Origin of the sequence: Seohaeicola sp. 4SK31 (assembly GCF_028802875.1) — a bacterium.
Taxonomy (GTDB): Bacteria; Pseudomonadota; Alphaproteobacteria; order Rhodobacterales; family Rhodobacteraceae; genus Seohaeicola.
This window is the reverse complement of sequence record NZ_JARAMP010000039.1, coordinates 1-21,441: the sequence shown is the minus strand read 5'-3', so window position 1 is coordinate 21,441 and position 21,441 is coordinate 1. Positions and strand designations below refer to the sequence as shown.

The following is a 21,441-nucleotide window of genomic DNA, read 5'->3' as shown; positions in this document are numbered from 1 at the left end:
TGACACATCCAAACCAGCATAATGTTCCATAGGTCGTTCTCCTCACGCCTTATATACATGAGGCCAACATACCGGACCTCGTTCGCCACTGGAGAGCGACCGCCGCAATCACACCATGTCGTTTTTCCGCGTCGAACGCAAGCTGGACCCGCTCTCCATGGTGTCGCGCTCTCAGGCTAGCGCCGTTTCAAGGTTAGTCCTTTTTTGTCTGTTCACGATACTTACGATAGTGCGCCCGTCGAGACCCGATGCTGGGCGACAAAATAGTCGCACCACAACAACGACCAGATGAAAACGAGCGCCGCCACACCCGCCAAAACCCGTAGTACTTTCTGAAGACCTGATAGCCGCACGCCGCTCCGCCCGAATTTGATTCTATATTTTAGGCGCGTTTACACCCTCTAGCTACTGTAGGTTCAAGACCTATTCTGGATGAAAGAGCGATGTTCACTGACCTGTGAGATGCCGAGCGGAACTTGTGCAAAAAAACGCTTAAAGCTACACGGGCTGTAGATAGTTTGGAGAGGTGATATGCTCACAATCGGCACTTTGGCAAAAAGGACCGGGACGAAGGTGCAGACGATCCGCTATTACGAGCAGATCGGACTCCTGCCCGAGCCCGGGCGATCGGCTGGCGGTCAGCGGCGCTATGGAGATAGTGAGCTTGACCGCTTGTCTTTCGTCCGGCATGCGCGGCAACTCGGGTTCTCGCTGGACGCAATCCGTGAGCTTCTTGATCTGAGCGATCATCCAGACAAGTCGTGCGCGGAGGCCGATGCCATCGCTCGCCGACAACTCAAGCAGGTTGAGCAACGTATGGCCCGACTTGAAGCCCTTCGGACAGAATTGCAGAGGATGGTGCACGAATGCAGCGGCGGGCACACGGCCGATTGCCGTGTGCTGGAGGTGTTGCGCGACCATTCCGAGTGCCTGACGGACCACGACGAGATCGGCGCCTGAGATGACCGCAGTGCTCGTCTATCCGCTCGCGGCCTTGGCTGAGATCGCCGGATGCTTTGCCATCTGGGCATGGTGGCGTCTTGGCGCGTCCCCACTTTGGCTTGTCCCCGGTGTGGCGGCGCTGGTGGCGTTCGGCTGGCTTCTGGCTCAGGTCGACACTGTGGCTGCGGGACGCGCCTTTGCCGCCTATGGTGGGATCTATATTGCCGCGTCCATTCTCTGGATGTGGCTCGCCGAAGGGCACCGGCCGGACAGGTGGGATCTGCTCGGCACCACTGTATGCTTGTTGGGTGCTGCCATCATCCTCGCGGCACCCCGCGGAGCGTAATAAAACGGCATTGCTCCTACAGTAGCTTTAGCTTTTACAACGGTGCGCGTTTCACAGGCTAAAGCAAGGCAGGAATTGAATGTTCGAAATTTCAGGTGTTGGAATCGTCGCGGCTTTTCTGGGTGGCACCATATCCTTTCTGTCGCCTTGTGTCCTGCCTCTTGCTCCTGGCTACGTGTCTTACATCGCGGGACAGCCCGCCGTGAAATCCGGGGCGGCGCGTAGCATTGCCGAACGGGTGCGCAGCGTTGTCCTGAGTTTGTGGTTCGTGCTCGGGTTTTCGACAGTCTTCGTGGCGCTTGGGGCCGGGGCAAGTCTTTTGGGCGGGATGCTCTTGCGCTGGAAATACGAACTCGGGCTTGCGGGTGGCTTTTTGATCGTCTTGTTTGGACTTGTCATGATGGGCGCGATCAAGATCCCCGCCATGATGCGTGACACGAGGCCCGACGTGAAAGTTGACGGCGGCAGCGCCGTTGGAGCCTACCTTTTGGGTCTTGCCTTTGCCTTTGGCTGGACGCCCTGCATAGGCCCTGTGCTTGGGTCGATCCTGGCGGTGAGCGCGACATCTGGAGCGGACGGGATGGCCTTGCTGGCAATCTACTCCGCAGGACTTGGAATGCCGTTTCTGATCATCGCGCTCTTCACCAACGAGATTGCAGGCAGGCTAAAGCGGATCGGTCCGGCTGGTCGATGGCTCTATCGTATATCGGGCGGTCTGATGGTGCTGATGGGTATCGGCGTGATGACAGGTCAAATCAGCCGCCTTGCCTTCTGGCTGCTCGAAACCTTCCCTGCCCTTGGCACTATCGGATAGAGCTATGATCGGAAGTGACATTTGAGAAAAGGCTTGTCTCTCTAGTCACTGTAGAGATTAAGACTCCTCGTGAATGATTCGAGGAGAGACCCTGTGGCACCCACCGATTCCTATTTAACCGCGACAAGACTGCTGGATTTTGACTCGCCCTCAATCTCGAACCTGATACGAGATCGTGGCTGGCATGACCTTGCCCGTGTCGACCGGATTGGCGCGGTTTATGACTTTGTGCGAAACGAGATTGCGTTCGGCTACAACCGCGTCGACGACATTCCCGCCTCTGCGGTGCTGACCGACGGCTACGGGCAGTGCAACACGAAAGGGACGCTTCTCATGGCACTGCTGCGCAGCGTAGGCATCCGCTGCCGACTGCACGGCTTCACCATCCACAAGGCCCTGCAGCGTGGCGTTGTGCCCGAATTGGTCTACCCCCTCGCACCGTCCGAAATTCTGCACTCGTGGGTCGAAGTCGAAACAGAAGAGGGCTGGATCAATCTCGAAGGCTTCATTCTGGACGCCCCCTTCCTGCAGTCGCTTCAGAAGGAATTCAGCGAAACAGAAAGCCTTTGCGGCTACGGGGCCGGAACGGATTGCCTGAGTGCGCCACCAGTCAGTTGGAGCGGCGGCAGCACTTATATTCAGAAAACCGGTATCGTTCGTGATTTTGGAACCTTTGATACGCCCGACGACTTTTACGTGAAATATAGTCAGAACTTCGGATTTGCGCGTGATTTTCTCTATCGCCACGTCATCCGTCACTGGATGAATGCCCGGGTTGGCCGCATCCGTCGTGGAATGTTGCCAAAGGTCCCTGGTCTCAGTCGACCGAACCACAGCCATGAGGAGAACAACCGTGCCGCATGATCATGGCCATACCCACATTGATCCTGAATCAGGTGATCGTAGGGTCTCCATCGCAATCTGGGCCAACGGGCTTCTGACCGTCGCGCAGATCGTTGGCGGCATCCTTTCCGGAAGCCTGGCGCTGATCGCAGATGCCCTACACAATTTTTCGGACATGGCGTCACTGGTGATCGCGTTCGTTGCGCGCAAAATCGCCAGACGACCCGCCGATGAACGCATGACCTTCGGTTATGGACGGATTGAAATTGTCGCGGCACTCATCAACTACACGACCCTGATTCTGATTGGTTTCTACCTGATCTATGAGGGTGGCATGCGGATGATCGACCCGCCCGAGGTCGCTGGTTGGACGGTGGTGATCCTGGGCGGTGTGGCACTGGTCGTCGACACGTTGACTGCGCTACTTACCTATTCGATGCAGAAAGGCAGTGTGAACATCCGAGCGCTTTTTCTGCACAACCTGTCGGACGCTTTGGCCTCTGTGGCAGTCATCATTGGAGGGTCCCTGATCATCCTCTACGACATGCGATGGGTCGATCCAGCAATCACCATCGGCATCGCCCTTTACATCCTCTATCTGGCTTTCACTGAGATTGGCGGTCCGATCAGAACCCTGATGCTCGGCAGCCCCCCCGACATCGACAATGCAGCCGTCGTTGAGGCGATGCGGAGCGTCGATGGTGTCGCGGACGTTCACCACGTGCATCTGTGGCAGATGGAGGAGGACAAGGCGGCGCTGGACTGCCACGTGGTGCTGACAGCGGGCGGCTGGGGTAAAATCGAAAAGATCAAGGCAGCGATCAAGGACCGGCTGAAAGATGACTTCAACATCGCCCATTCCAGCCTGGAGTTCGAACACGAAGACCGCGCACACGAAAACGCCGACCTCTACGGTCACGGCAAGCCTGAAGAGGAGGAGAACCGTTTTCACTGAGCTTGTGAGAGGTCATGAAGGTGTGATCGACGTCGATTGCGAGTGCAAGCTAAGCGACAGCGACCTGAAACGGGTGCACGGCCTGCTTCAAGCCAGCCTGGCCTGGTCCTCGAACTCACGAGGTTCGAAGCCTTCAAGGTTCCGTCTGCTTCTGAGCCGTTGCAGAACTGCTGAGAGCCCGAATGCGTCCTATTCGCCAAACAGATTTAGGTAGAACCGATTTAAGGGCAATTCGAGACTCATTTGACGATCGAGATGGCTCGGACGCTTTGACATGCCGTGGGATTGGCGCAGCGCGGAACGTGGCGGATGACGACGGGCGGCTCGGTCACCTCGCGATCTTGCTGACCGCCGCAACCGCAACACGCATCATCATTGTTGCAATAGTATATTTTCGTAGGTATGCTGGGTGAAGATTGTCAAGGGTCCTTGCCATGCGTTTCGAATTCAAAAACCTCCCTCTGGCGGCCTTTTTAGCTCTCGCCTTGACCGGCCCAACAGTTCCGACACAAGCACGCGCCCAAACCTATCAGATCGATTGTGCCATCCTGCTGTGTTTGTCCGGTGGATGGCCAGCTTCCGTGCCCTGCGCCCGCGCACGGGCCGAGTTCATCCGGCGCATAACTCCATGGCCGGTGGAGCCGCCGCTTCAGATTTGGCGCTGCCCGATGGGTGCGTCTTACGATGGACCTGCTAGATCGCGGCCCGCGGACCGGATCTTCGATGCCCTATATGGTGATTCAGGAACCCCTCCAAACTCTTCAACCCCGCTCTTCGATCAGGCAGCCAGGGCAGGCGGGATGCTTGGGCGCAAAGGCTCCAACGCGGCTTGGGACAACCTCGTAAGGGCTGATTACGCCCTCCAGCTCGTAAAAGACCGCGCCGACATCGATATCAGCGGGCCGGAATTCAACTTCGTGCGTTCCATCCGCGTCTTTGACGTTCGTTATGCCCGCCAGCACGAATCCGGGCGAGATGGCGACTGCAACCGCAGCGCCGCCGTTGTCCTCGGCACCTACGGGATCCAGGGCGATTTTTCTTGGAGGGTGTCGTCACCCGCAGCGCTTCCTGATGCGCATGCCGGTCTCGAGCGATGGGGCGAGCACTGCCCGAGCATTTATCACAGATCCGTCTTCGTTGAGTGGCGTGACTATAGCGGGAATTACGGTTTTGAGCAGGTCAATTACTGACTATTGAGCCGCAGCGAAGTCGCGCAGGGCCTTGTACGAAATCAAACCTGCAACGCAGGCACACTCACACAATCGAGGGCCATAAAGGCCATATTCTACCATGTCAGTCGTTGCGACAGGGCAGCTGCATGAGAGACGCGAAGTCAATTTCGGCTTTATCCGCATCGCAGAGCTCCGGGTAAATCTTTGAGACACGCTGCGGGCCATGGATGTCCCACCGGATTGCCAGAGCACCTGTGTTCCAGCGATATACCCAGCCGACAATGGTTTCTTCATCGGTTGCAATCAAATTGGCGATCGCGACGCCTTCGACCTCATTTTCGTTCACTGTTTACTGACTTCCTGCAATTTGGCGTTGCGGATAGCAGCTCAGATCCAAAGCGTTTGCTGCAACCGTGTGCCGGGCCTCGTTAAAATCGGTTACTGTTCGTCCTCGCGGTAACGAATTCACACCGGGAGAAGTCAGCTCCCGTGTTCTCGAAAGATGAAATGGATCAAATCCGGTGGTCGGGCTCCGTGGCGGCTTCAACGATCGCCAGAACCTTGAAGGGGTCAAAGCCAATGGCGCGCGCAAGGACGACCAGCTCGACGACGTCGACCCGGCGCTGGCCGCTTTCAATGCGCGCCACAAGTGATTGATGGCACTTGAGCTTGACCGCCAAGTCCTCCTGACCGAGGCCCGCCTTGATGCGGGCGTCGACCAATGCTTGGCAGAGTGCCACCTGTCCTGTGCTTCTGATTGTCTTTGCCACGCGTCACATACCTTTTGTGACGTCGCTAGCGGATGAAATCTGTTATCTAAAAAGTAGATATATGAGGGTGTTATCGGCGTCTGGTTTCCATGGGCTGCAAGTCTGATGCTCCCGAGGTTGCCCATCAATCCCCTGCCAATTGCAGAAATCGGCCATAGTCCTCGCTGACTTCGCGCGCTTCCTCGAAGGCGCGGGCGCGTTCGCTGTCGAGGCAACGGAAGTAGCTCTGGATATCCTGAATGTAATCTTCGAAATCGCCACGGATGATGTCTGCATAGTCCCGCGCTGCCTGCGAATCGCTTGGCAGGAAGGGACGGGCCGGGGCGAAGCAGGATTCCGCCAAAACTGGTCCGGGAACGCAGATCAGAAGGACCATAGCTTGCAATGGGAGCAGGCCTGTCAACCTTGGGTTTCTCAAACCTGTTATCTCCTTGATCGCAGACACTGGCCGTGACTAGTGTTTGCGTGACCAAACTACAGCTAAAGCACGATATTACATCTTGCGGTTGATAGTATACTATCGTAACTCTGGGCTTCAAGTGGGAATGCCTGGGGTCGCGCCATTGGAGAAAGCGTGAGCCGGGCCATGAACTGGGACATCGAAGCACCAAATGTGGTTACGGAAGCCAGGTTCCGCGAACTCGTGGAAAGCGGCTATAGCGCAGAAATCCTGTGCCAGGAGTCGGCACATAAGAAAGGCCCCAGCTATTACGGGGTCTGGATTATGCGCGTTGTCTCTGATGATGGCGTGGAAAAGCTCCTCGTCACCGCCCGCACGCGGACGACCTACAACGATATCAAGATCCGCGAGTTCAAGACGATCTCCGGCGTGGTGTCTTTCTTTATTGGCCTTGGCTTTGCACATGTCGACCTGCCGCTTGAGGCGGGGACAAGCCGTACGCATAAACTCGCCCCGCCAGACAAAGCGCCATCAGACAAGGGCGCTGGCAGCTAACCTCGTCTGTCTCTGGCTGGTCGCAGCACCTGCCTCAGCGCAAATGGTCCTGGTCATGGAGAGCGACGGCTCTCTGACCCCATCCCGGTCTCAGAGCAGTTTTGCTCGGAACTACAATGACGGCATCGGTCAGGGATCGGCAGCCGACGAACTTGCGATTTTCGGCAGCGATGAAACTGTGCCAGAGCGAGAAGCGATGCGCTTTGCAGCCCGTGTCGGTCCGGCACCCCTGCCCCGTGCCGATGTCCTAAACGCCATAGAGACCACGGCCCTGCGTTATGCCAGCCACCCCGGCCTAAGGCGCGCGGAGCTTTCCGTCACGGACTGGCTGAGCCTCTACCGCGCCAATATCGAGGTTGAGAGCGCCTATCGGCAGGATGCGATCTCACATGCGGGCGCCATTGGCCTTGGTCAGCTGATGCCTGACACCGCGCGTGATCTGGGCGTCGACCCGCGTGACCCCCAACAGAACCTCGACGGCTCCGCCCGCTACCTCGCGATGATGCTGGAGACGTTCGGCGATCCGCATCTGGCGTTGGCGGCCTACAACGCGGGGCCGGACGCCGTGCGCCAACACGGTGGCATTCCCCCTTACCGAGAAACCCAGAACCACGTGGCCCGCGTCATGGCTGTTACGGCCCGATTGGAAGGATCAAATTCATGAGACAGATTTCAAACCTATTCATCGCAAGTTTGGCCCTCTTTCTGGTCATTTCCGAACCCGCCCTTGCGCAAAGCATCGATCTCTCCCCGATCCAGAGCTTGTTGCAGGGCATTGTCGATGCGCTGACCGGCCCTCTTGGTGTGGTCATCGCCACACTCGCGGTCCTCGGGGTCTTTCTCAGCTGGTTCTTCAACATCATCGATCTGCGCCAAGCGCTCTGGGTCCTCGTGGGCATCGCCGGTGTTGCGGCCGCCCCCACCATCGTTGCCGCGGTATTTGCCGGTGGCTGAGCGCGCGCCTCTCTTTCTTGGGCTCGTGCGCCCGCCCAAGCTTCTTGGCCTGCCCATCATGTATGCGATGGTCTGGCTCTTCGGTTCGGTGCTCTTGTTCGTCTGGGTCCAGCACATCGCGGTGCTGGGTTTCGCGGCCCTGCTCTATCCGGTGCTGTGGAAGGCCGCAGATTGGGACCCGCGTTTCATCGACGTGATGATGACGGCCCTGCAGGAGACACCGCCCACGCGCAACAGGTCCATCCATGGCGGGGACAGCTATGCCCCGTGATGACGCCCCTGATGCTGCGCTCGATCCCCGCACGATGACGCCAGAATGGTATGCGCGCGAGACCCGCCTCGCGCATATGCTGCCCTATGTGAGCCTCGTCGACGACCAGACCGTGCGCACCCGGGTCAACGAGCTCTTCCGCTGCATCCGGCTCGAGGGGATCAACAGCTACACGACGGACGATGCCTATCTCGACAAGGTGACCGCCCTCTTTGCCCGCATCGTCGCGCAGCTCGGGCCGGAATTCAGCTATTACGTCCACAAGGTCTCCAAGGCCATCAAACCTGATCTCGACCCCATCCGTGAGGACAGCTTCGCGGGCGAGGTGGACCGGCGCTGGCGCGCGAAACTCGAGACCAGCGGGCTCCGCGACAAAACACTGACGCTCACCGTCATTCACCGCCAGCCTCCGAAAAGCCTCCTGCCGTTTCTCAGCCGCAGCGCGCCGGACCGACTGAAGGAGGAGACCCGCAAACGCCTGCAGCGCTTGGGCGAGGCCGTGAACGTCTTCCTTTCGGGGCTTACCGAGCTCAAGCCGCGCCTGCTGTCGGCTGCATCGGGGGAATTGGTGGGGTTTCTGGGCGCGCTGAACACGGGCACCGAGCTGCCGCTCTACCCTGCAAACACCTACGGCTTTTTGTCCGTCAATGTCGCCAATACCCGCGTGACGTTTCATGGCGATCATTTCGAGCTCTCTGAAGGCGTCGTGGGGCATCGCTACGGCAAAAGCTTCACCATCGGGGAATACTCCGAAGGCACCTCCTGCACCATGTTCGACATGCTGAACCTGCCGGTCGACATGATCGTGACGCACTCCTTCACGCCGATCAATTCGAACCTCATGGCCGGCCGCATCAAGCGGCAAAAGCGGCAGATGCAGGCGAGCCAGGACGCGGCCCTCTCACTCCTCGAAGCCCTCGACATCGCCGCCGATGATCTCGAGGCCAAGCGCCAGAGCTTTGGCGAGCACCACATGGTCGTGACGCTTTTCTGCGACACGCTTGACGAGCTGCAGATGCTGAGCGCCGAGATCGTGAATGCTGCCGCGACCGAGGGCGTGAAGGTGATTGCCGAGCGGGTCGCGGCCAAGGCCCATTACCTCAGCCAGCACCCCGGCAACCAGCCAAAACGCGTCCGCGCCAGCGCCGTCACCAACCGCAACTTCGCGGATTTTGCGGCCTTTCACCGGACACAGCTCGGCAAACCTTCTGAGAAAACACCCTGGGGGAAGGTCATCACCTATCTGCCCACGCCGGAGCAGAGCGCCTACCGGTTTTCCTATCACGAGCAGGGCGCGCCCGACAAAGAACCCACCAGCGGGCACACCCTGATCATGGGGCGGCCCGGGTCGGGCAAATCGGTGCTGTCCGCCTTCCTGATGACCCAAGCCCGTCGCGCAGGGGCGCGGATCTTCGTCTTCGATTACCGTCTTGGTATGGAGATGGCGGTCCGCGCGAATGGCGGGCGCTACGCGTCCCTGAACGCCGGTCAGCCCACGGGTCTCAATCCGCTCTGGACCGAGACCGATGCGCGCGGCACCGCCTGGCTCTCGGATTGGCTCACAACCCTGCTCTACCGCGCCGACAAACCCCTGACCCCGGCGCAGACCAACCGCATACAGGAGGTCGTGCGCCAGAACGCGCAGGCCACAAACCCGGCCCTGCGGAACTGGCGGGATTTCGCATCGCTTTTTGTGTCCACCGATGATGGCGGCGATCTGCACCAGCGCCTGCTCGAGTGGACCGAAGACGGCCGCTACGGCTGGATCTTCGGGCAGAGCCTCGAGGACACGTTTTCGCTCAAGGGCGATGTCGTGGGCTTCGATCTGACCGGCATTCTCGACAGCGAGGCCGACAAGGAGCGGATGGCGGTTCTCTCCTATCTTTTCCGCCGGGTCGAACGGGAGATCGAGGATCGCCGCCCCACCATCATCGTGATCGACGAGGCCTGGAAGGCCCTCGACAACGCGTATTTCGCCGAGCGGCTATCGAACTGGCTGGTGACCGCGCGCAAGCAGAACACCGTCGCGGTGATGATGACGCAATATGCCAGCCAGCTTGAGCGCACCCGGACCGGCAAGACCATCGTCGAAGCCGTTCCGACGCAGATCCTGCTGCCCAATATCCGCGCGCAACCTGCGGACTACGCCATGCTGAACCTTACGGAGAAGGAGCTCGACGTCCTTCTCAACACGGGCAGCAACAGCCGCCTCGCACTGATCCGCGACGATCAGGGCTCAATCGTGGTCGATGCCGATTTGAGCGCCCTTGGGCCCAATCTCACCATCCTCGGCGGCATGGAGAAAGGCGAGGCGCTCGTCGGCGCCGATTACCGCGACCGCCCAGATTTTTGGAGGCTTTCATGATCCGTATTCTTATCGCTTTGGCTGCGCTCGGCGCGCTGGCCTCCTGCACCCAGTATCGGGAGCCGCAGGCCAATTGCTTCACGTTCCTTGCGTCCACAGCACCCATCGCGCCTGATTGTGACTTCACGCCCCTTGGCACCCCGGAGGGGGACATTGAAGTCTACCCTCCCAATCGGTGGGGGCAAAGCGATAGACCTTGTCGCCTTGGGCGGCGCGGTGCCGGGCCGTGGCCTCAAAACACTCGCCCTTCACATCGAGCGTCACGGCGGAGCCTTGCCAGGTCAGCAGGTTCGGGATGACAAAGCCCGTGGTCTTGCCACGGCCCGTGGGTGCCACGATCAGCGCGTGGGGGAAGACCTTCGAGCAGATGTAGTTGGCCCGGGAGCCCGGCGGCCCCAGCTTGCCGAGGATAAACCCGGTGCCAGGCGCCCCGAAAAAGCCGTTGGCCTTCATCTCGCGCGCAGTCTGCCAATGGGTCTGGCCAAAGCGTGTCAGGGCGGACCCCGAGAGGGCGAGGCTCAGCATCAGGCCGGCGGCGGCGAAGCTGCCGATAATCAGGTGGATGAGTTGGGCATCCTCCGGGCGGCGATCGAGGATCGCCAGATAATTCTGCGCGATATAGGCAAAATCGATCTCGGCCCCGAAGCCGAGATCCTGGTAGGTCAGCACCGCCGAGGCGATGGTATAGCCCATGGCCCCGGTCACCAGCGTTACCAGCAAGACCCCTGTTGCGATCCGCGCCTTTCCCATGGAGGCGCTCAATGGACCTGACCCCGCTCGGTCTCGCCATCCACGTCTGTCGCGCGGTGTTTTTCATACTCGGCGTCGGCAAGATCATCGACCACCTGGCGCAAGGCCTCAGTATTGGCCGTCGCGGCATCGGATTGAAGATAAACCTTGGCGACATAGAGCCGGTCGAGGCGGTCGTCGAGAACCTTGTCCAGCGCATCGGCATCGCCGGATGTGAGCCGGCCCAATTGGCGGTCATCCAGCACCCGCGCGATCTCGTCGCGGAAGGCGTCCCGCTCCGCCTCGGTCTCGAAGGGCGCGGACAACTCCCCCGCCCGCTCATGCTCCAGGACACGCGCAATCTCGTCTGCAAGGCGGTCAACACGGACAGACTGCGGCGCAGTTTCATCGCGGGTTGCGAGGATGTCGTCGCGGGTGCCAACCCCGAGCCCGTCGCGCATCTCGTTTTCGCGGCGAACCTGATTGATGGCCTCTGTGTCCCGTATCTCGACGACGGCTGCATAGGTTGCACCGAGCCCACGGGCGAGATGGGACGGCATGTCCGGATAGCGCGCTCGCAAGTCATCCGTGACTGCATCCGCAACGGGCGTGCGGAGGTCGCGTCCCTCCATGATGCGGTCGACCTCGCTGGTGATCTCGCTGGCGCGGGCCGCATCGGTGATGGTCTCCCTGTAGGGCTCAGACCGGTCGATCACATCGCCAGGGCGTGCGAGCAGATCTGGGTGTGCCTCGAGATATGCGCGCTGCTCCGTCTCGATCCGGCGCTCCGCCCGTGAGACAACCTCCCAGTCCCGGTCCTCGATCTGCTGCGCTGTCAGGCCGTCTGCGCGCATCTCCTGACGGATTGTCCCTTCCATCGCCCGCACCGCGCCCTCATGATAATGGAACTGCTCGCTGACCGGTTCCGCTTCCATAACACCATCCCGGCGCAGCACGTTCTCCCGCTCCAAGAGCGTGCCAAGTTCGACGTGCACATCGTTGAGAATGTCGCGCGCCTGTTCCAGATCGGCGCGGCGTTCAAGGTTCAGATCGCGCGCCTCAGCTACTTTGGAGAGATCATTGGCGATCCATTGATGCTCGAGCGCTGCATTTGAGGCGCCCGTCTCGATCCGGGCCACCACTTCCGATGTGCTGATCCCGGTGCCCCGTAGTGCTACGTCAATGCGCGATCTCAGGTCGGGCTCGGCCAGTCGCTCGCGCTGGCTGGCGTCGATATTGGCTTCGGAATAGATCCCGCCCTCCGAGGGGGTCTCTGACAGCGCGGATGATCGCAAACCGAGAGGCTGCATGTGCTGTACCTGCGTCTGGATCTCGATGAGGCGTTTTTCCAGCACGGGACGTTCCGCGTCAGACTTCTCTGCGATCACGCCCTGCACCCGCGCGAGCTTTTCCGCATAGAGGCTTCTCAGATCCTCGAAGCTTTGATCCTCGGCCATATACACATCTCCTGTTCGGTCCACCTGCCCGCCATGCGCGAGCACCTCGCCCGCGCGAAAAAGTGCCGCGGCGATGTCTTCCCGGGCCTCCCGGGAGGCCTCTGCGGCAAGCGAATGATAGACGGTTCTGGTGTTGGCGATCTCTGCCAGCGTCCAGGTCAGGTCCTGCCCCACACGCTCCCGCTCGCGGGGCGCGCGCCCCTCTTCTTTTGCGGCATAAACCTCGCTGGTGCGGGCTGGGTAATGCACAACCCCGCGATCCACCCGGCGCGTGGCCTCCAGGCGCACGCCGTACTTTTCCGCCTCCTCGACCATGGCGAGGCGGAAATCGTCGTAGTTGAAGCGGTGGTTGCGCCCCAGAAAGAAGAACTCGCCTTCCTGCGAGCGGCGGTTCAGCACCAGATGCGCATGGGGGTGATCGCGGTCCTCATGCACCGCGATGATGTAGTCGAAATGCCCCTTATCGGTCTGGAAGAACCGCTCGGCCACGTCCGTTGCGATGTCGCGCACATCCTCGCCCCGCGTGCCGATGGGGAAGGACATGAGCATATGGGTGGTCTGCCCAAGCTTGGGTTTGAAGCCCGCATCCCACCGCTTCGCAAAGCGCTCGGTGAGGTCCTTGATGTCGCCCGCCTCGAGCTTGGACTTGCCATCCAGAAACCCGCTACTGTCGACGATATGTGTGGACTTGGTCGTTAGGTAATCGAGCTGGTTTGCGAGCTGCGATTTGGTATGCGTGCCCCCGCCCCGGATTGCCTTGAAGACCGCTGGCCGATGCCCTGCTGCCGCGCGCATGAGCTGTTTCTGCTTGGCGACATGTAGCCCCTGCATTGAGCCCCGGACGCGGCTCCAGCCATCCCGGAAGACCTCGCCCGTGACGGCATGGACGGCATCATTCAGCCGCATGCGCAAACTCCCTCAGCGCGGCCGTGGCCTGCAGATGCATCGCGTCTCGACGGCGGCGCAGGAGCAGATCGATCTCGTCAGCAGAATCCAGGATGAACCGCGCCAACCCGCGCATCTGGGCAAGGCGCAATTCGGTGAACTCGGCACTCGTGCCCCCCACGGCCCCCTGCCCCTGCCGGTTGGCCCGCGTCATTTGCTTGGCGATTTGCCCGACCCCATTCCCGACCTCGTGCAGCGAGGCGCGGTAACGCGCCATCTCTGCCGCCAACTGCGCGTCTGGAACGAACACCCCGCCTGCCGCCTGAATGAGCCGCCGCAACCCCTCGGCCCGGCTCTCGATCTCCGCCTTCGCCAGCACCTCGTCGAGCGCCGCCAACTCCGCAGCCGTGACCTTCACACTGACCGCTGAGACCGGAATTGCGGCATCCGTCTGGCGCTCGGCATCTGCTTTGAGCGTGTACTGAATCGCCCGCACCGACACGCCAAACCGTTCCGCCAGCACTGAAGTGGAAACGCCTTCCGCAGCTTCGCGAACGATCTCCATGCGCTCCGCATCGATGAGGCGTTTTGATCGAGACATGCGAAGAAAGACCCCCTATTTCCTGCCACCTTCCACCAAGGCTGCCCTTACCTTACGATAATATACCAAGCTGTCATTTATATACTTACGTCGCATTCAGGCTCAGGCAGCCTTGGTGTCCGCTTCCCCCGCGGCCCGCAGGGACGCGGCTCTGCCGCCCTCACCACCGGGCGACCCACCTGTCCTAGGGGTCCCGTCCGCCAGCACCGCCCGAGGGTCTGGCCGAACACGCATGTGTTCGGACGGAACCGCGGGCGGGCGCAAACCGCACCGACAGGGCGGACAGGCAGGGTCAAGGAGGGCCAGATTTGGCTTGCCAAATCTCTGCCGCAAAAACCGTGAAGGCTCTTGCCGAAAGGTTTTTGGGGATGGCCCCCTTGAGGCTGGCTGGCGGCTCTGTCACCGCGTTGGTTCACCCACAACAGGAACCATCAGGACTGCTCCGCAGTCCTGTCATCGGCAACCGTGACCGCGGCCTATGGCAGCGGTCTCATCGGACCGCACAACGATCTCTGGGACAGAGATAGGGCCGCCTGACGGCGGCCCATCCTCGGGGAGGATTTACTCTTGGGGTTCCTTTGAGCTTGGTGGGAACATCACCAGCTCCTGGACACCGACGGGAAAGTCGAGCTTGAGGCTGAAGAACTCCGAGCCATCCCCGTTGCGGGTGTTGCGGAACATGGCGCCCACGCGTTGGAAGCGGGTGCGCTCCTGGCCATCGGTATCGGTGAACTTGACGGGGACGGTGGCGACGTAGTGGTTGGTCATTTGGGTTACTCCCTGTTGCGATGGGGATCACCCGGCACGGGGGCAAGAGGCCCGGTCGCAAGCGCAAATGCGGAGGGTCCGCGGCCAGCCGTGGAAGCCGTATTTGTGCTTGCCGAAGCGTGAGCTGAGGGCACGGACGGGCCGACCCCGTGCGATCCACATCTATGAGCAAAAAGGAGTGATCCGGATGACCCCTGCCATCACGCCGACGCCACCATTCGCGTCCCGCCGAACCTGGCCGGGGTACTGACGGAGCCCGCCCGCGTGGGTGCGATGTTCCGAAACGCAACCCGAGGGACGCGCAAGTTTTCAGCCTCAAATGCGACGTCTCGACCCCTCGCGTCTTGCCCCGCTGACGATGTGCGTGAAATGCGCACCATCCCCAACCCGTACCGATGCGGATGGGCCGCACTCTGACGGACTGGGTAGAGGGGTAACGGTGCTGGCCGCCGCAGACTGCCGATCACGCGTGACCGATCGCACGCGCCGTGAGACATGACGAAAGGGCCGCGCCAAGCGCGACCCCCTCTCTTCACTCCTGCGACGCCTTCTTCACCGGGTCCGCAACCCGCATGACCGTCAGGCCTTTCGCTTCCGCCTTCTGCCCGAGGTTCAGCGCGACCCCGTTGCCGCCGAAGAGTACAACCCCCGTCGCCGCGAACTTGTCGTCCAGCATTTCGTCGTTGCACTTGAACGGTGCCGCCCGCCCATGCGCGGACCAGCGCGGATCGAAGCGCGCTTGTGCGACACCCCGTGCGCGCGCCCACCGAGCCGCAATCATCTCCGCCCCGTGCTTGCCACCCTTGTGGCAGAGGAATATCTCCTGATTGCGGTTCTGCTTGATCCGCTCGCGAACCTTGTCGAGCGTGTTGAAGATCACATCGACATCGGTCCAGTCGGTGGCGCCTGAGACGATCAGGGGCACTCCCTCGACTTTCGACTTCTCGGCAGTCTCGCGGTCGTGCTGCTCGAGGAGCTGCCGCGCCTCGAAAACCGCCCCGGTCTCCTGCGCCCGGACGCTCGCGCGCGACCCGGCTGCCGGGATGAAGGCGTGGCCCGTCTCGATCTCGTAGCATTCCGCCGCAGCCTCGCTCATCACCTCGATGGCGCCGACAATCTCGCGCAGCTGCACAAAGCGCGCCTGCGCCTCTTCGAGCGCGGTCTCGGCGATCTCCGATCCGTCGTGGGATTTTGCCAGCGCGCCGATCTTGTCGGCGGTGCGGTCGACCTCCTTGCCAAGCGCCACCTTGCGGCGCTGCAGGATCGTGGCGAGCCCATGGGCCAGTGGTTCGATTTCTGCTTCAAGCCCGGTCCCGCGCAGCTGCCCGAGCAAAGCCTCGAAGCTCTCGCGGATGATGTGGTCGGTCAGGATCTGATCTGCCGGGATCGGCAGCTGCGCGTCCTTCTCGGTCAGTCCAAAAAGCTCGATGGTCTCGTAGGTGTTTGCGGTGTCGTAAGCCATGTCTGGTCTCCAGTGTTCGGTTCCAAGGCCACCACGTGAGTGTGGGGGCATGGCCGAATGCCTGGTTTCCGAATCTGCCCGGGTCAGGGACGGCGCAGCCGCCGGCTTGCCGGGCGCAAAAGTTTTCTGCGCGCAGCACCTGATGCACGCGCGCGCTCACGCACGGGACCGCCCCATGCCACAGGCTACGCCCTCGCCGAAAAGTTTTGCGATCCTTGACGCGGGCTGATTTGGGGGCCATCCGGAGGATATGCTTCCGCGCTCATGTGTGTGTGTTTTGACGGTAGGTTTGCCCGACCTGAGCAGGCAAACGGCCCGACCAGACGCGGGAGACGGATGAAGCGGCGGGATCGTTTTGGCCTCAGGCCAAAACAGACCAGAGCGCAATCCGGCGGAGCGGCCGGGGAGGGACGTGCTCGCGAGGCGGGCAAACCGGGGGCCTGGGTGCGACGCCGCGGTGAGGCCGCATGGCCGAATGCGCGACGGACCGAAGGGCCGTTCTCTCCCCTGCGACACGCGAAGCCGAGCTGGGGAGGCCGGAAGGCAAGTTAGCACTGCTTTCCTCAAGAAGACTGGGGGAATTCTGAGTTTCAGTTGTAGAGGTCAAAAGCGGAACTTCGCTGCGGGACGAACGAACTGGTAAGATGCGGACAAAGGGTGCATTCGCTGCGGCTGCCCGAAGGACTGCTTTCCGCGAATGCCAAAACAGTCGTTATTAGATCTATTGAGAAATGATCGCGGACCAATCGGCAAACCACGACCGAAGAAGCGCAGCAAGCCACCAAGATAACCAGAGTGCTGCGAGCTGGAGCACAAGACCGAATGCAACGATTCTTCGGAAAGTGACGTTCTTCCCGCGCCATGCAATCAAGAGGCGAGCAATGGTATTTGCGCTCAGCGCAGCAGCCAGCGGCAGCGCTCCATCAACGGCCGAGATTTGCCCTGCGGCTACAAGCGAAGCAAGAGCGACAGTTGCGGAATTTGTGCTAACCAGTCCGGCAAGTGCGACAGTCGCGAGCACTGCTGTATTCCCGAACACATCATTGAGCGTCGCAGAGGTTAGCATGACAACCGCAACGATGAGCGCGAAACCGGCTGCTGCTTTGATCGAGAAGACCTGCGAGGGCAGTTCCAGCACTGCTGGCTCTACTTTTCGGCGCAAGGCTAGAAAGAAAATCGCAGCACCGTGAAGTGCGGCTGCGACACCCGCACCAAACAACAAAGGAAGACCCATTGTAAACATGGCAGGGCTCAGTGCCAGCAAGATAATTCCGATCTGGATAAGTGACGATACCGATGAAAGCGTCGCCCCCGCAGCGGCGCTTCGGGCGTCCTCCGGCTTTTCGGTGGCGCGTTGACCAAGTGCTACAATTGTCGATGTGCTTGACACGAAGCCGGACAGGAACCCGCTGATCGGCAAGCCGAGGCGCGCCCCGATGACGCGTGTTGCAATGTGACCCGCTGCGCCAATCAGCATAATGACGACAACGATGATGAAAAGGTTGCGTGGATTGAGTGCACCGCCGGGACCGATCTCTAGGCTGGGCAGGATTGGGAGGATCACTAGGATCGACACACCAAGGATGAGACCGTCCCGCAGCTCAGCGGCCGTCAGAATCGAGCGGCTGAATCCCTGCAACATCTCACGCGCTGCAAGCAATGACGCGATGACCACAGCAGCACCTGCCGCAAGCATTGTCTTTTCCGTTGCGAAGCCCCCGAGAAGTACGACAGAAACGAGCGCCAGACTGGTCGTAAGGCCAATATTCGGGTCAGATTGTTGGGCAACCAATACGATCCGAATGATCGCAACAGTAGCTACAGCGACCATCAGCAGGGGAACACCACCCGTCATCATACTGATTGCGCCAATAAGTGATGCCAAAGCGAAAGTCCGAACACCTGTCGATGCACCCTCGCTTGGTTTGTGAGTGCTGCGTTCACGTTCAATGCCGATCAGGAGCCCAATTCCGAGGGCTTCGATCAATACATAGAATGCCTCCGGATCTGTTTCCATCAAAGAACCCTGACTGTCGGTTTCCTGCGTCGCAGCACGAACCAACAGGCTTGAACTGAACGATCTATTTTGTTACATGTAACAAGAAAGGAACTGCTATGCCAACCCCTGTTTCTCAACGTGTCAAGAAGCGCCGCGATGTCTTGCGAGCCGCCGGTCTGCGTCCTGTTCAAATCTGGGTGCCAGATACCCGCCGCCCCGGTTTCGAAACCGAGTGTCGCCGTCAGGCGGCGCTTGTAGCCCAAGCAGATCGCGCCGACGTCGGCTTGAACGGCTTCATAGATGCCGCCTTGATTGATATGGACGGATGGGATTGAGACGCGGTGAATTGGTGACGGTCGCCCTTCAAGGCGACCACGGAAAGCCGCATCCCGCGCTTGTGATTCAGTCCGACCGGTTTCCGGACACGGCCACCACGACCATCCTTATGGTGACGTCCACGCTCGTCAATGCGCCGCTGATCCGGCTGACGGTTGAGCCCGCGTCGGAAAATGGATTGCGCGCCACGTCGCAAATCATGATCGACAAAGCCATGACTGTCCGAACGGACAAACTTCGGGGGGCTTTCGGCCAGCTCGATGATACCGTTATGCTCGAAGTAAATCGGGCGCTGGCGCTGTTTCTGGGTGTGACGGGGTAATGGGAGAGATAGCGCCCGACCGCCCCTATATTGCGGGAAAGGCGCGGGCAACGGAGACGACCAAGATGGACACCGATGGTGCTTATCGTCGAAATGGGACCGAGTAGCGATGCAGCAATAGAGGCAACGAAGCCATTCCTGAGGTCAGGGGAATGAGAAATCCCGTCTCATCGAGTTGACCTGAGAGCATTTGCTTGGGGTTTTACACGATAGACGGTCTTGACGAGCACAGCACCCATATTCGGAGTGGGATCAGTGAGAATGACAATCCTCAGGCCGTCGCGTTCTCTCCATACGACACCTATCCCGTCCTGACCATCTGGCCGGACTGGATTGAGAAGTACTCTTTCAAAATTCTCCTGAGTTATACCGTCGTCAGCCATACGTGCCTGAGCATGGCGGCTAACGGCAACATTGCCCAAACCTTTGACGTCCGCATAGTAGTGTTTCATCGACCTCCTGCGCTTTCCGGCTGCCCCGCTCGAAGGCCCAATGCGCCTTCGAGCAAAGCCCGTTTTCATTGATGGATCATCGTCAGATGCCCGCCGAACCGATTGGCCAGTTCGCCGATCGTCTCCGCGCCCTTCAGTGCTTCCAACGCAATCTTGGCCTTGAGCGCCGGATGATGTTGCTTCCGTTTCGACCTCTTCAATTTCTTTCGCGTTGAAGATTGGTAGACCACAAATCGCAGCTTACGTCAGCGTCCCGTTTCCGGTGAGTAGCTGAGAAGACGCCTCTATTGTGAAACGACGCGCATCAGTTGTCTTCACTTTCCTCTTCGGTTGCATCGTCTTCCTCGTCGTCAGTTTCCTGATCCTCGTCGGTATCCGACCCTTCGATTGCAGCAGGCTCACTAATGGAACCATCTGCGTTGTCATCGCCTGTAAGGAAAAACCATCCGCCGAGCACGATGATGGCCACGGCTCCGACGATGATCCAGATTTTGTTATTTCCCAATTGCCACACTCCTCGTAGCTAAACCCATCAAGTGTAAAAAATAGCGCACTACGCCGCCTCTTTTTGGAAGCAGTTTACGTATGCGGTTAGTCGAAAAACTCCGAGAAGATCGATTTTTTCCTTCTCCGCTTGTCGTACCTCTCGTCGTAGCGATCATCGTCATCCCGACCACGGCGATGGTCATCATCACCTTTCAACAAGGCTGATGCCATTCCCATGAGACCGCCGCCGTCTCCACGCCGGTCAGGGCTGTTTCGGGTATCCATATCCCGCGGTGGCGGTACTGGTGCGGTGGAGCGCTCGATGATCTTGTCGAGTTCGCCCCGATCAAGCCAGACGCCCCGACATGACTGGCAGTAGTCGATTTCTACGCCGCTTCGGTCCGACATCGACAGGCCGGTATGGCAGACGGGGCACAACATGGCCGAGACAGTTTCTTGAGTTCGCATGATGGTTTATCCTTCCTGCCGCTGGCCGAACAAGCTCAGCAGCATTTGAAACAGGTTGATGAGATTGAGATAAAGGGAGAGCGCCCCCATTATCTGAAGTTTGCCGAGGTTTGCTTGGGTAGCGACGCCACCTTGCTCACAATGTGCCAGGTACTCGTTCCGCAGGCGTTGCATGTCCGATGCTGTGAGGCCGGTAAAGACAATCACCCCGATCACAGAGACGGCCATTGCCAGTGCACCCGATGCTAGGAACAGGTTGACGATAGAGGCACCGATGACGCCGATCAGGCCGATCATCAGGAAACTGCCCCACCCGGACAGATCGCGTTTCGTCGTGTAGCCCCACAGCGCCATTGTCAGAAAAATGATGGACGCGCTCAGGAATGCCTGAACGATGCTTGTGCCTGTGAAAACCAGCAGCGCGCTGGCGAGCGACACGCCCATGAGGGCCGCGAATCCCCAGAAGAGACCTTGCAGAGCACCTACGGAAAGTCGCTCAAAACGGAAAGACGCGAACATCACCAACGCCAGTGGCGCGAAGATTGCGACCCACTTGAGAGGTGTTCCAAAGATGAGCGCCGTGACAGGCGCAACATTTGCCACAGCAAAGGCCACCAGTGCCGATAGCACCAGCCCGCCGCCCATATAGGCAAATACGCCTGTCAGGTACTTGCGCAATCCGACATCGTACTGAAGCCCTTCGGGAGATACATAGTCGCGTGGTTGAACAGTTTTTTCCATCAATAACTCCTTCGGTGTGATCCCAAAGGATAGCGGCTTTCTGATGCTTGGATGACAAGCATCGGTGGGTCCACTCCCCTTCGGGGGAGCGATCCGACATCACGGCAGATGTATCTGATACATCATCCGTCAGAGGGGCCCGGCTCGCACACTTGAAGTGGTTGTAGCCCAGATCATTTTCAATAGCTCTTGCGCCTCGTTCGGCAGATATTTGCGCACTTTCCCTAGGGTCAGGACCCATTGAATTCAGCTCCTGACCGTGATTCACCGCACAAAAACGGAGCGGTGATATGTCTGATCTTTTCTGGCTGACCGATGCGCAGATGGCGCGTCTGGCGCCTTATTTCC

Annotated in this window: 25 protein-coding genes and 1 pseudogene; 13 read left to right on the top strand and 13 right to left on the bottom strand. The window is 59.9% G+C overall.

The features are described 5' to 3' along the window. Window positions 1–531: 531 nt before the first annotated feature. From PVW27_RS19935 to PVW27_RS19910, 6 genes are all read left to right on the top strand, one after another. A complete protein-coding gene (locus PVW27_RS19935; protein ID WP_008282975.1) occupies window positions 532–960 on the top strand; it encodes a MerR family transcriptional regulator in 429 nt (142 codons plus the stop codon). A gap of 1 nt (window position 961) precedes the next feature. Continuing rightward, window positions 962–1,288, top strand: a complete 327-nt coding sequence (locus PVW27_RS19930) for a YnfA family protein (RefSeq protein WP_008282974.1) — start codon at window positions 962–964, stop codon at window positions 1,286–1,288. Between the two features lie 79 nt (window positions 1,289–1,367). After that, window positions 1,368–2,102 (top strand): cytochrome c biogenesis CcdA family protein, encoded by a 735-nt coding sequence (locus PVW27_RS19925; RefSeq protein ID WP_045685251.1) that lies wholly within the window; start codon window positions 1,368–1,370, stop codon window positions 2,100–2,102. A gap of 93 nt (window positions 2,103–2,195) precedes the next feature. Continuing rightward, a complete protein-coding gene (locus tag PVW27_RS19920; protein WP_045685254.1) occupies window positions 2,196–2,966 on the top strand; it encodes a transglutaminase-like domain-containing protein in 771 nt (256 codons plus the stop codon). Beyond that, window positions 2,956–3,900: a cation diffusion facilitator family transporter gene (locus PVW27_RS19915; protein ID WP_045685256.1), complete on the top strand. Its 945-nt coding sequence runs from the start codon at window positions 2,956–2,958 to the stop codon at window positions 3,898–3,900. The genes PVW27_RS19920 and PVW27_RS19915 overlap by 11 nt, the downstream gene beginning before the upstream one ends. Window positions 3,901–4,334: 434 nt before the next feature. Next, window positions 4,335–5,090 (top strand): hypothetical protein, encoded by a 756-nt coding sequence (locus tag PVW27_RS19910; RefSeq protein WP_085976983.1) that lies wholly within the window; start codon window positions 4,335–4,337, stop codon window positions 5,088–5,090. Window positions 5,091–5,193: 103 nt separating this feature from the next. Here PVW27_RS19910 and PVW27_RS19905 read toward each other — a convergent pair whose 3' ends face one another. From PVW27_RS19905 to PVW27_RS19895, 3 genes are all read right to left on the bottom strand, one after another. Then, window positions 5,194–5,418, bottom strand: coding sequence for a hypothetical protein (locus PVW27_RS19905; RefSeq protein WP_008282968.1), 225 nt, complete (start codon window positions 5,416–5,418; stop codon window positions 5,194–5,196). Window positions 5,419–5,584: 166 nt separating this feature from the next. After that, window positions 5,585–5,842: a helix-turn-helix domain-containing protein gene (locus PVW27_RS19900; RefSeq protein ID WP_037275519.1), complete on the bottom strand. Its 258-nt coding sequence runs from the start codon at window positions 5,840–5,842 to the stop codon at window positions 5,585–5,587. A gap of 124 nt (window positions 5,843–5,966) precedes the next feature. Continuing rightward, window positions 5,967–6,218 (bottom strand): hypothetical protein, encoded by a 252-nt coding sequence (locus tag PVW27_RS19895; protein WP_037275520.1) that lies wholly within the window; start codon window positions 6,216–6,218, stop codon window positions 5,967–5,969. A gap of 210 nt (window positions 6,219–6,428) precedes the next feature. Between PVW27_RS19895 and PVW27_RS19890 the strand changes: the two genes are divergently transcribed. From PVW27_RS19890 to PVW27_RS19870, 5 genes are read left to right on the top strand one after another with little or no spacing between them, the layout of a single operon-like run. Beyond that, window positions 6,429–6,797, top strand: a complete 369-nt coding sequence (locus tag PVW27_RS19890; protein WP_009807505.1) for a hypothetical protein — start codon at window positions 6,429–6,431, stop codon at window positions 6,795–6,797. Window positions 6,798–6,840: 43 nt separating this feature from the next. Then, the gene (locus PVW27_RS19885; RefSeq protein WP_043872273.1) at window positions 6,841–7,461 is read left to right on the top strand and encodes a lytic transglycosylase domain-containing protein; all 621 of its coding nucleotides are present in this window, start codon (window positions 6,841–6,843) and stop codon (window positions 7,459–7,461) included. Next, complete coding sequence (locus PVW27_RS19880; protein ID WP_043872272.1) at window positions 7,458–7,751, top strand: TrbC/VirB2 family protein; 294 nt, start codon at window positions 7,458–7,460, stop codon at window positions 7,749–7,751. Before PVW27_RS19885 ends, PVW27_RS19880 begins: the two co-directional genes overlap by 4 nt. After that, window positions 7,744–8,022 carry a type IV secretion system protein VirB3 gene (locus PVW27_RS19875; protein ID WP_040104433.1) on the top strand — a complete coding sequence of 93 codons (279 nt, stop codon included), beginning with the start codon at window positions 7,744–7,746 and terminating at the stop codon, window positions 8,020–8,022. The genes PVW27_RS19880 and PVW27_RS19875 overlap by 8 nt, the downstream gene beginning before the upstream one ends. Continuing rightward, window positions 8,012–10,387 carry a type IV secretion system DNA-binding domain-containing protein gene (locus tag PVW27_RS19870; RefSeq protein ID WP_045685282.1) on the top strand — a complete coding sequence of 792 codons (2,376 nt, stop codon included), beginning with the start codon at window positions 8,012–8,014 and terminating at the stop codon, window positions 10,385–10,387. The genes PVW27_RS19875 and PVW27_RS19870 overlap by 11 nt, the downstream gene beginning before the upstream one ends. A gap of 159 nt (window positions 10,388–10,546) precedes the next feature. On the opposite strand, the pseudogene PVW27_RS19865 reads toward PVW27_RS19870, so the two are convergent. From PVW27_RS19865 to PVW27_RS19840, 6 genes and pseudogenes are all read right to left on the bottom strand, one after another. Then, window positions 10,547–11,137: pseudogene (locus PVW27_RS19865) on the bottom strand (type IV secretory system conjugative DNA transfer family protein); the annotation flags it as partial. A gap of 8 nt (window positions 11,138–11,145) precedes the next feature. Further along, window positions 11,146–13,479: a relaxase/mobilization nuclease domain-containing protein gene (locus PVW27_RS19860; protein ID WP_274560716.1), complete on the bottom strand. Its 2,334-nt coding sequence runs from the start codon at window positions 13,477–13,479 to the stop codon at window positions 11,146–11,148. Beyond that, window positions 13,466–14,059, bottom strand: coding sequence for a helix-turn-helix domain-containing protein (locus tag PVW27_RS19855; protein ID WP_338019973.1), 594 nt, complete (start codon window positions 14,057–14,059; stop codon window positions 13,466–13,468). The genes PVW27_RS19860 and PVW27_RS19855 overlap by 14 nt, the downstream gene beginning before the upstream one ends. A 561-nt stretch (window positions 14,060–14,620) precedes the next feature. Continuing rightward, window positions 14,621–14,827 (bottom strand): hypothetical protein, encoded by a 207-nt coding sequence (locus PVW27_RS19850; RefSeq protein WP_274560712.1) that lies wholly within the window; start codon window positions 14,825–14,827, stop codon window positions 14,621–14,623. Window positions 14,828–15,359: 532 nt separating this feature from the next. Further along, entirely contained in the window at window positions 15,360–16,289 is a 930-nt protein-coding gene (locus tag PVW27_RS19845; RefSeq protein ID WP_274560710.1) for a DUF2493 domain-containing protein, read from the bottom strand. A 721-nt stretch (window positions 16,290–17,010) separates the two neighbouring features. Continuing rightward, window positions 17,011–18,306, bottom strand: a complete 1,296-nt coding sequence (locus PVW27_RS19840; RefSeq protein ID WP_274560708.1) for an MgtC/SapB family protein — start codon at window positions 18,304–18,306, stop codon at window positions 17,011–17,013. A gap of 98 nt (window positions 18,307–18,404) precedes the next feature. Here PVW27_RS19840 and PVW27_RS19835 point away from each other — a divergent pair, with 98 nt between their 5' ends. Both PVW27_RS19835 and PVW27_RS19830 read left to right on the top strand, forming a co-directional pair. Beyond that, the gene (locus PVW27_RS19835; RefSeq protein ID WP_012187139.1) at window positions 18,405–18,623 is read left to right on the top strand and encodes an antitoxin MazE family protein; all 219 of its coding nucleotides are present in this window, start codon (window positions 18,405–18,407) and stop codon (window positions 18,621–18,623) included. Beyond that, window positions 18,614–18,946 carry a type II toxin-antitoxin system PemK/MazF family toxin gene (locus tag PVW27_RS19830; protein ID WP_012187138.1) on the top strand — a complete coding sequence of 111 codons (333 nt, stop codon included), beginning with the start codon at window positions 18,614–18,616 and terminating at the stop codon, window positions 18,944–18,946. Before PVW27_RS19835 ends, PVW27_RS19830 begins: the two co-directional genes overlap by 10 nt. A 167-nt stretch (window positions 18,947–19,113) precedes the next feature. Here PVW27_RS19830 and PVW27_RS19825 read toward each other — a convergent pair whose 3' ends face one another. The 4 genes from PVW27_RS19825 to PVW27_RS19810 form a co-directional block, all read right to left on the bottom strand. Then, complete coding sequence (locus PVW27_RS19825; RefSeq protein WP_157865439.1) at window positions 19,114–19,398, bottom strand: DUF4258 domain-containing protein; 285 nt, start codon at window positions 19,396–19,398, stop codon at window positions 19,114–19,116. 304 nt (window positions 19,399–19,702) lie between these two features. Further along, a complete protein-coding gene (locus PVW27_RS19820) occupies window positions 19,703–19,903 on the bottom strand; it encodes a hypothetical protein (protein WP_044029373.1) in 201 nt (66 codons plus the stop codon). 86 nt (window positions 19,904–19,989) lie between these two features. Continuing rightward, on the bottom strand, window positions 19,990–20,352 hold the full coding sequence (locus PVW27_RS19815) for a TFIIB-type zinc ribbon-containing protein (protein WP_012187136.1): 363 nt from the start codon (window positions 20,350–20,352) through the stop codon (window positions 19,990–19,992). 6 nt (window positions 20,353–20,358) lie between these two features. Then, complete coding sequence (locus tag PVW27_RS19810; protein ID WP_012187135.1) at window positions 20,359–21,093, bottom strand: Bax inhibitor-1/YccA family protein; 735 nt, start codon at window positions 21,091–21,093, stop codon at window positions 20,359–20,361. Window positions 21,094–21,441 lie beyond the last annotated feature (348 nt).

What these genes read in the sequence shown, in the direction of transcription:
- PVW27_RS19935 (WP_008282975.1), top strand. Translation starts at nt 532, where the DNA reads ATGCTCACAATCGGCACTTTGGCAAAAAGGACCGGGACGAAGGTGCAG.
- PVW27_RS19845 (WP_274560710.1), bottom strand. Translation starts at nt 16,289, where the DNA reads ATGGCTTACGACACCGCAAACACCTACGAGACCATCGAGCTTTTTGGA.
- PVW27_RS19840 (WP_274560708.1), bottom strand. Translation starts at nt 18,306, where the DNA reads ATGGAAACAGATCCGGAGGCATTCTATGTATTGATCGAAGCCCTCGGA.
- PVW27_RS19885 (WP_043872273.1), top strand. Translation starts at nt 6,841, where the DNA reads ATGGTCCTGGTCATGGAGAGCGACGGCTCTCTGACCCCATCCCGGTCT.
- PVW27_RS19810 (WP_012187135.1), bottom strand. Translation starts at nt 21,093, where the DNA reads ATGGAAAAAACTGTTCAACCACGCGACTATGTATCTCCCGAAGGGCTT.
- PVW27_RS19830 (WP_012187138.1), top strand. Translation starts at nt 18,614, where the DNA reads ATGGGATTGAGACGCGGTGAATTGGTGACGGTCGCCCTTCAAGGCGAC.
- PVW27_RS19825 (WP_157865439.1), bottom strand. Translation starts at nt 19,398, where the DNA reads ATGAAACACTACTATGCGGACGTCAAAGGTTTGGGCAATGTTGCCGTT.
- PVW27_RS19870 (WP_045685282.1), top strand. Translation starts at nt 8,012, where the DNA reads ATGCCCCGTGATGACGCCCCTGATGCTGCGCTCGATCCCCGCACGATG.
- PVW27_RS19880 (WP_043872272.1), top strand. Translation starts at nt 7,458, where the DNA reads ATGAGACAGATTTCAAACCTATTCATCGCAAGTTTGGCCCTCTTTCTG.
- PVW27_RS19910 (WP_085976983.1), top strand. Translation starts at nt 4,335, where the DNA reads ATGCGTTTCGAATTCAAAAACCTCCCTCTGGCGGCCTTTTTAGCTCTC.
- PVW27_RS19895 (WP_037275520.1), bottom strand. Translation starts at nt 6,218, where the DNA reads ATGGTCCTTCTGATCTGCGTTCCCGGACCAGTTTTGGCGGAATCCTGC.
- PVW27_RS19930 (WP_008282974.1), top strand. Translation starts at nt 962, where the DNA reads ATGACCGCAGTGCTCGTCTATCCGCTCGCGGCCTTGGCTGAGATCGCC.
- PVW27_RS19815 (WP_012187136.1), bottom strand. Translation starts at nt 20,352, where the DNA reads ATGCGAACTCAAGAAACTGTCTCGGCCATGTTGTGCCCCGTCTGCCAT.
- PVW27_RS19925 (WP_045685251.1), top strand. Translation starts at nt 1,368, where the DNA reads ATGTTCGAAATTTCAGGTGTTGGAATCGTCGCGGCTTTTCTGGGTGGC.
- PVW27_RS19860 (WP_274560716.1), bottom strand. Translation starts at nt 13,479, where the DNA reads ATGCGGCTGAATGATGCCGTCCATGCCGTCACGGGCGAGGTCTTCCGG.
- PVW27_RS19890 (WP_009807505.1), top strand. Translation starts at nt 6,429, where the DNA reads ATGAACTGGGACATCGAAGCACCAAATGTGGTTACGGAAGCCAGGTTC.
- PVW27_RS19855 (WP_338019973.1), bottom strand. Translation starts at nt 14,059, where the DNA reads ATGTCTCGATCAAAACGCCTCATCGATGCGGAGCGCATGGAGATCGTT.
- PVW27_RS19850 (WP_274560712.1), bottom strand. Translation starts at nt 14,827, where the DNA reads ATGACCAACCACTACGTCGCCACCGTCCCCGTCAAGTTCACCGATACC.
- PVW27_RS19835 (WP_012187139.1), top strand. Translation starts at nt 18,405, where the DNA reads ATGCCAACCCCTGTTTCTCAACGTGTCAAGAAGCGCCGCGATGTCTTG.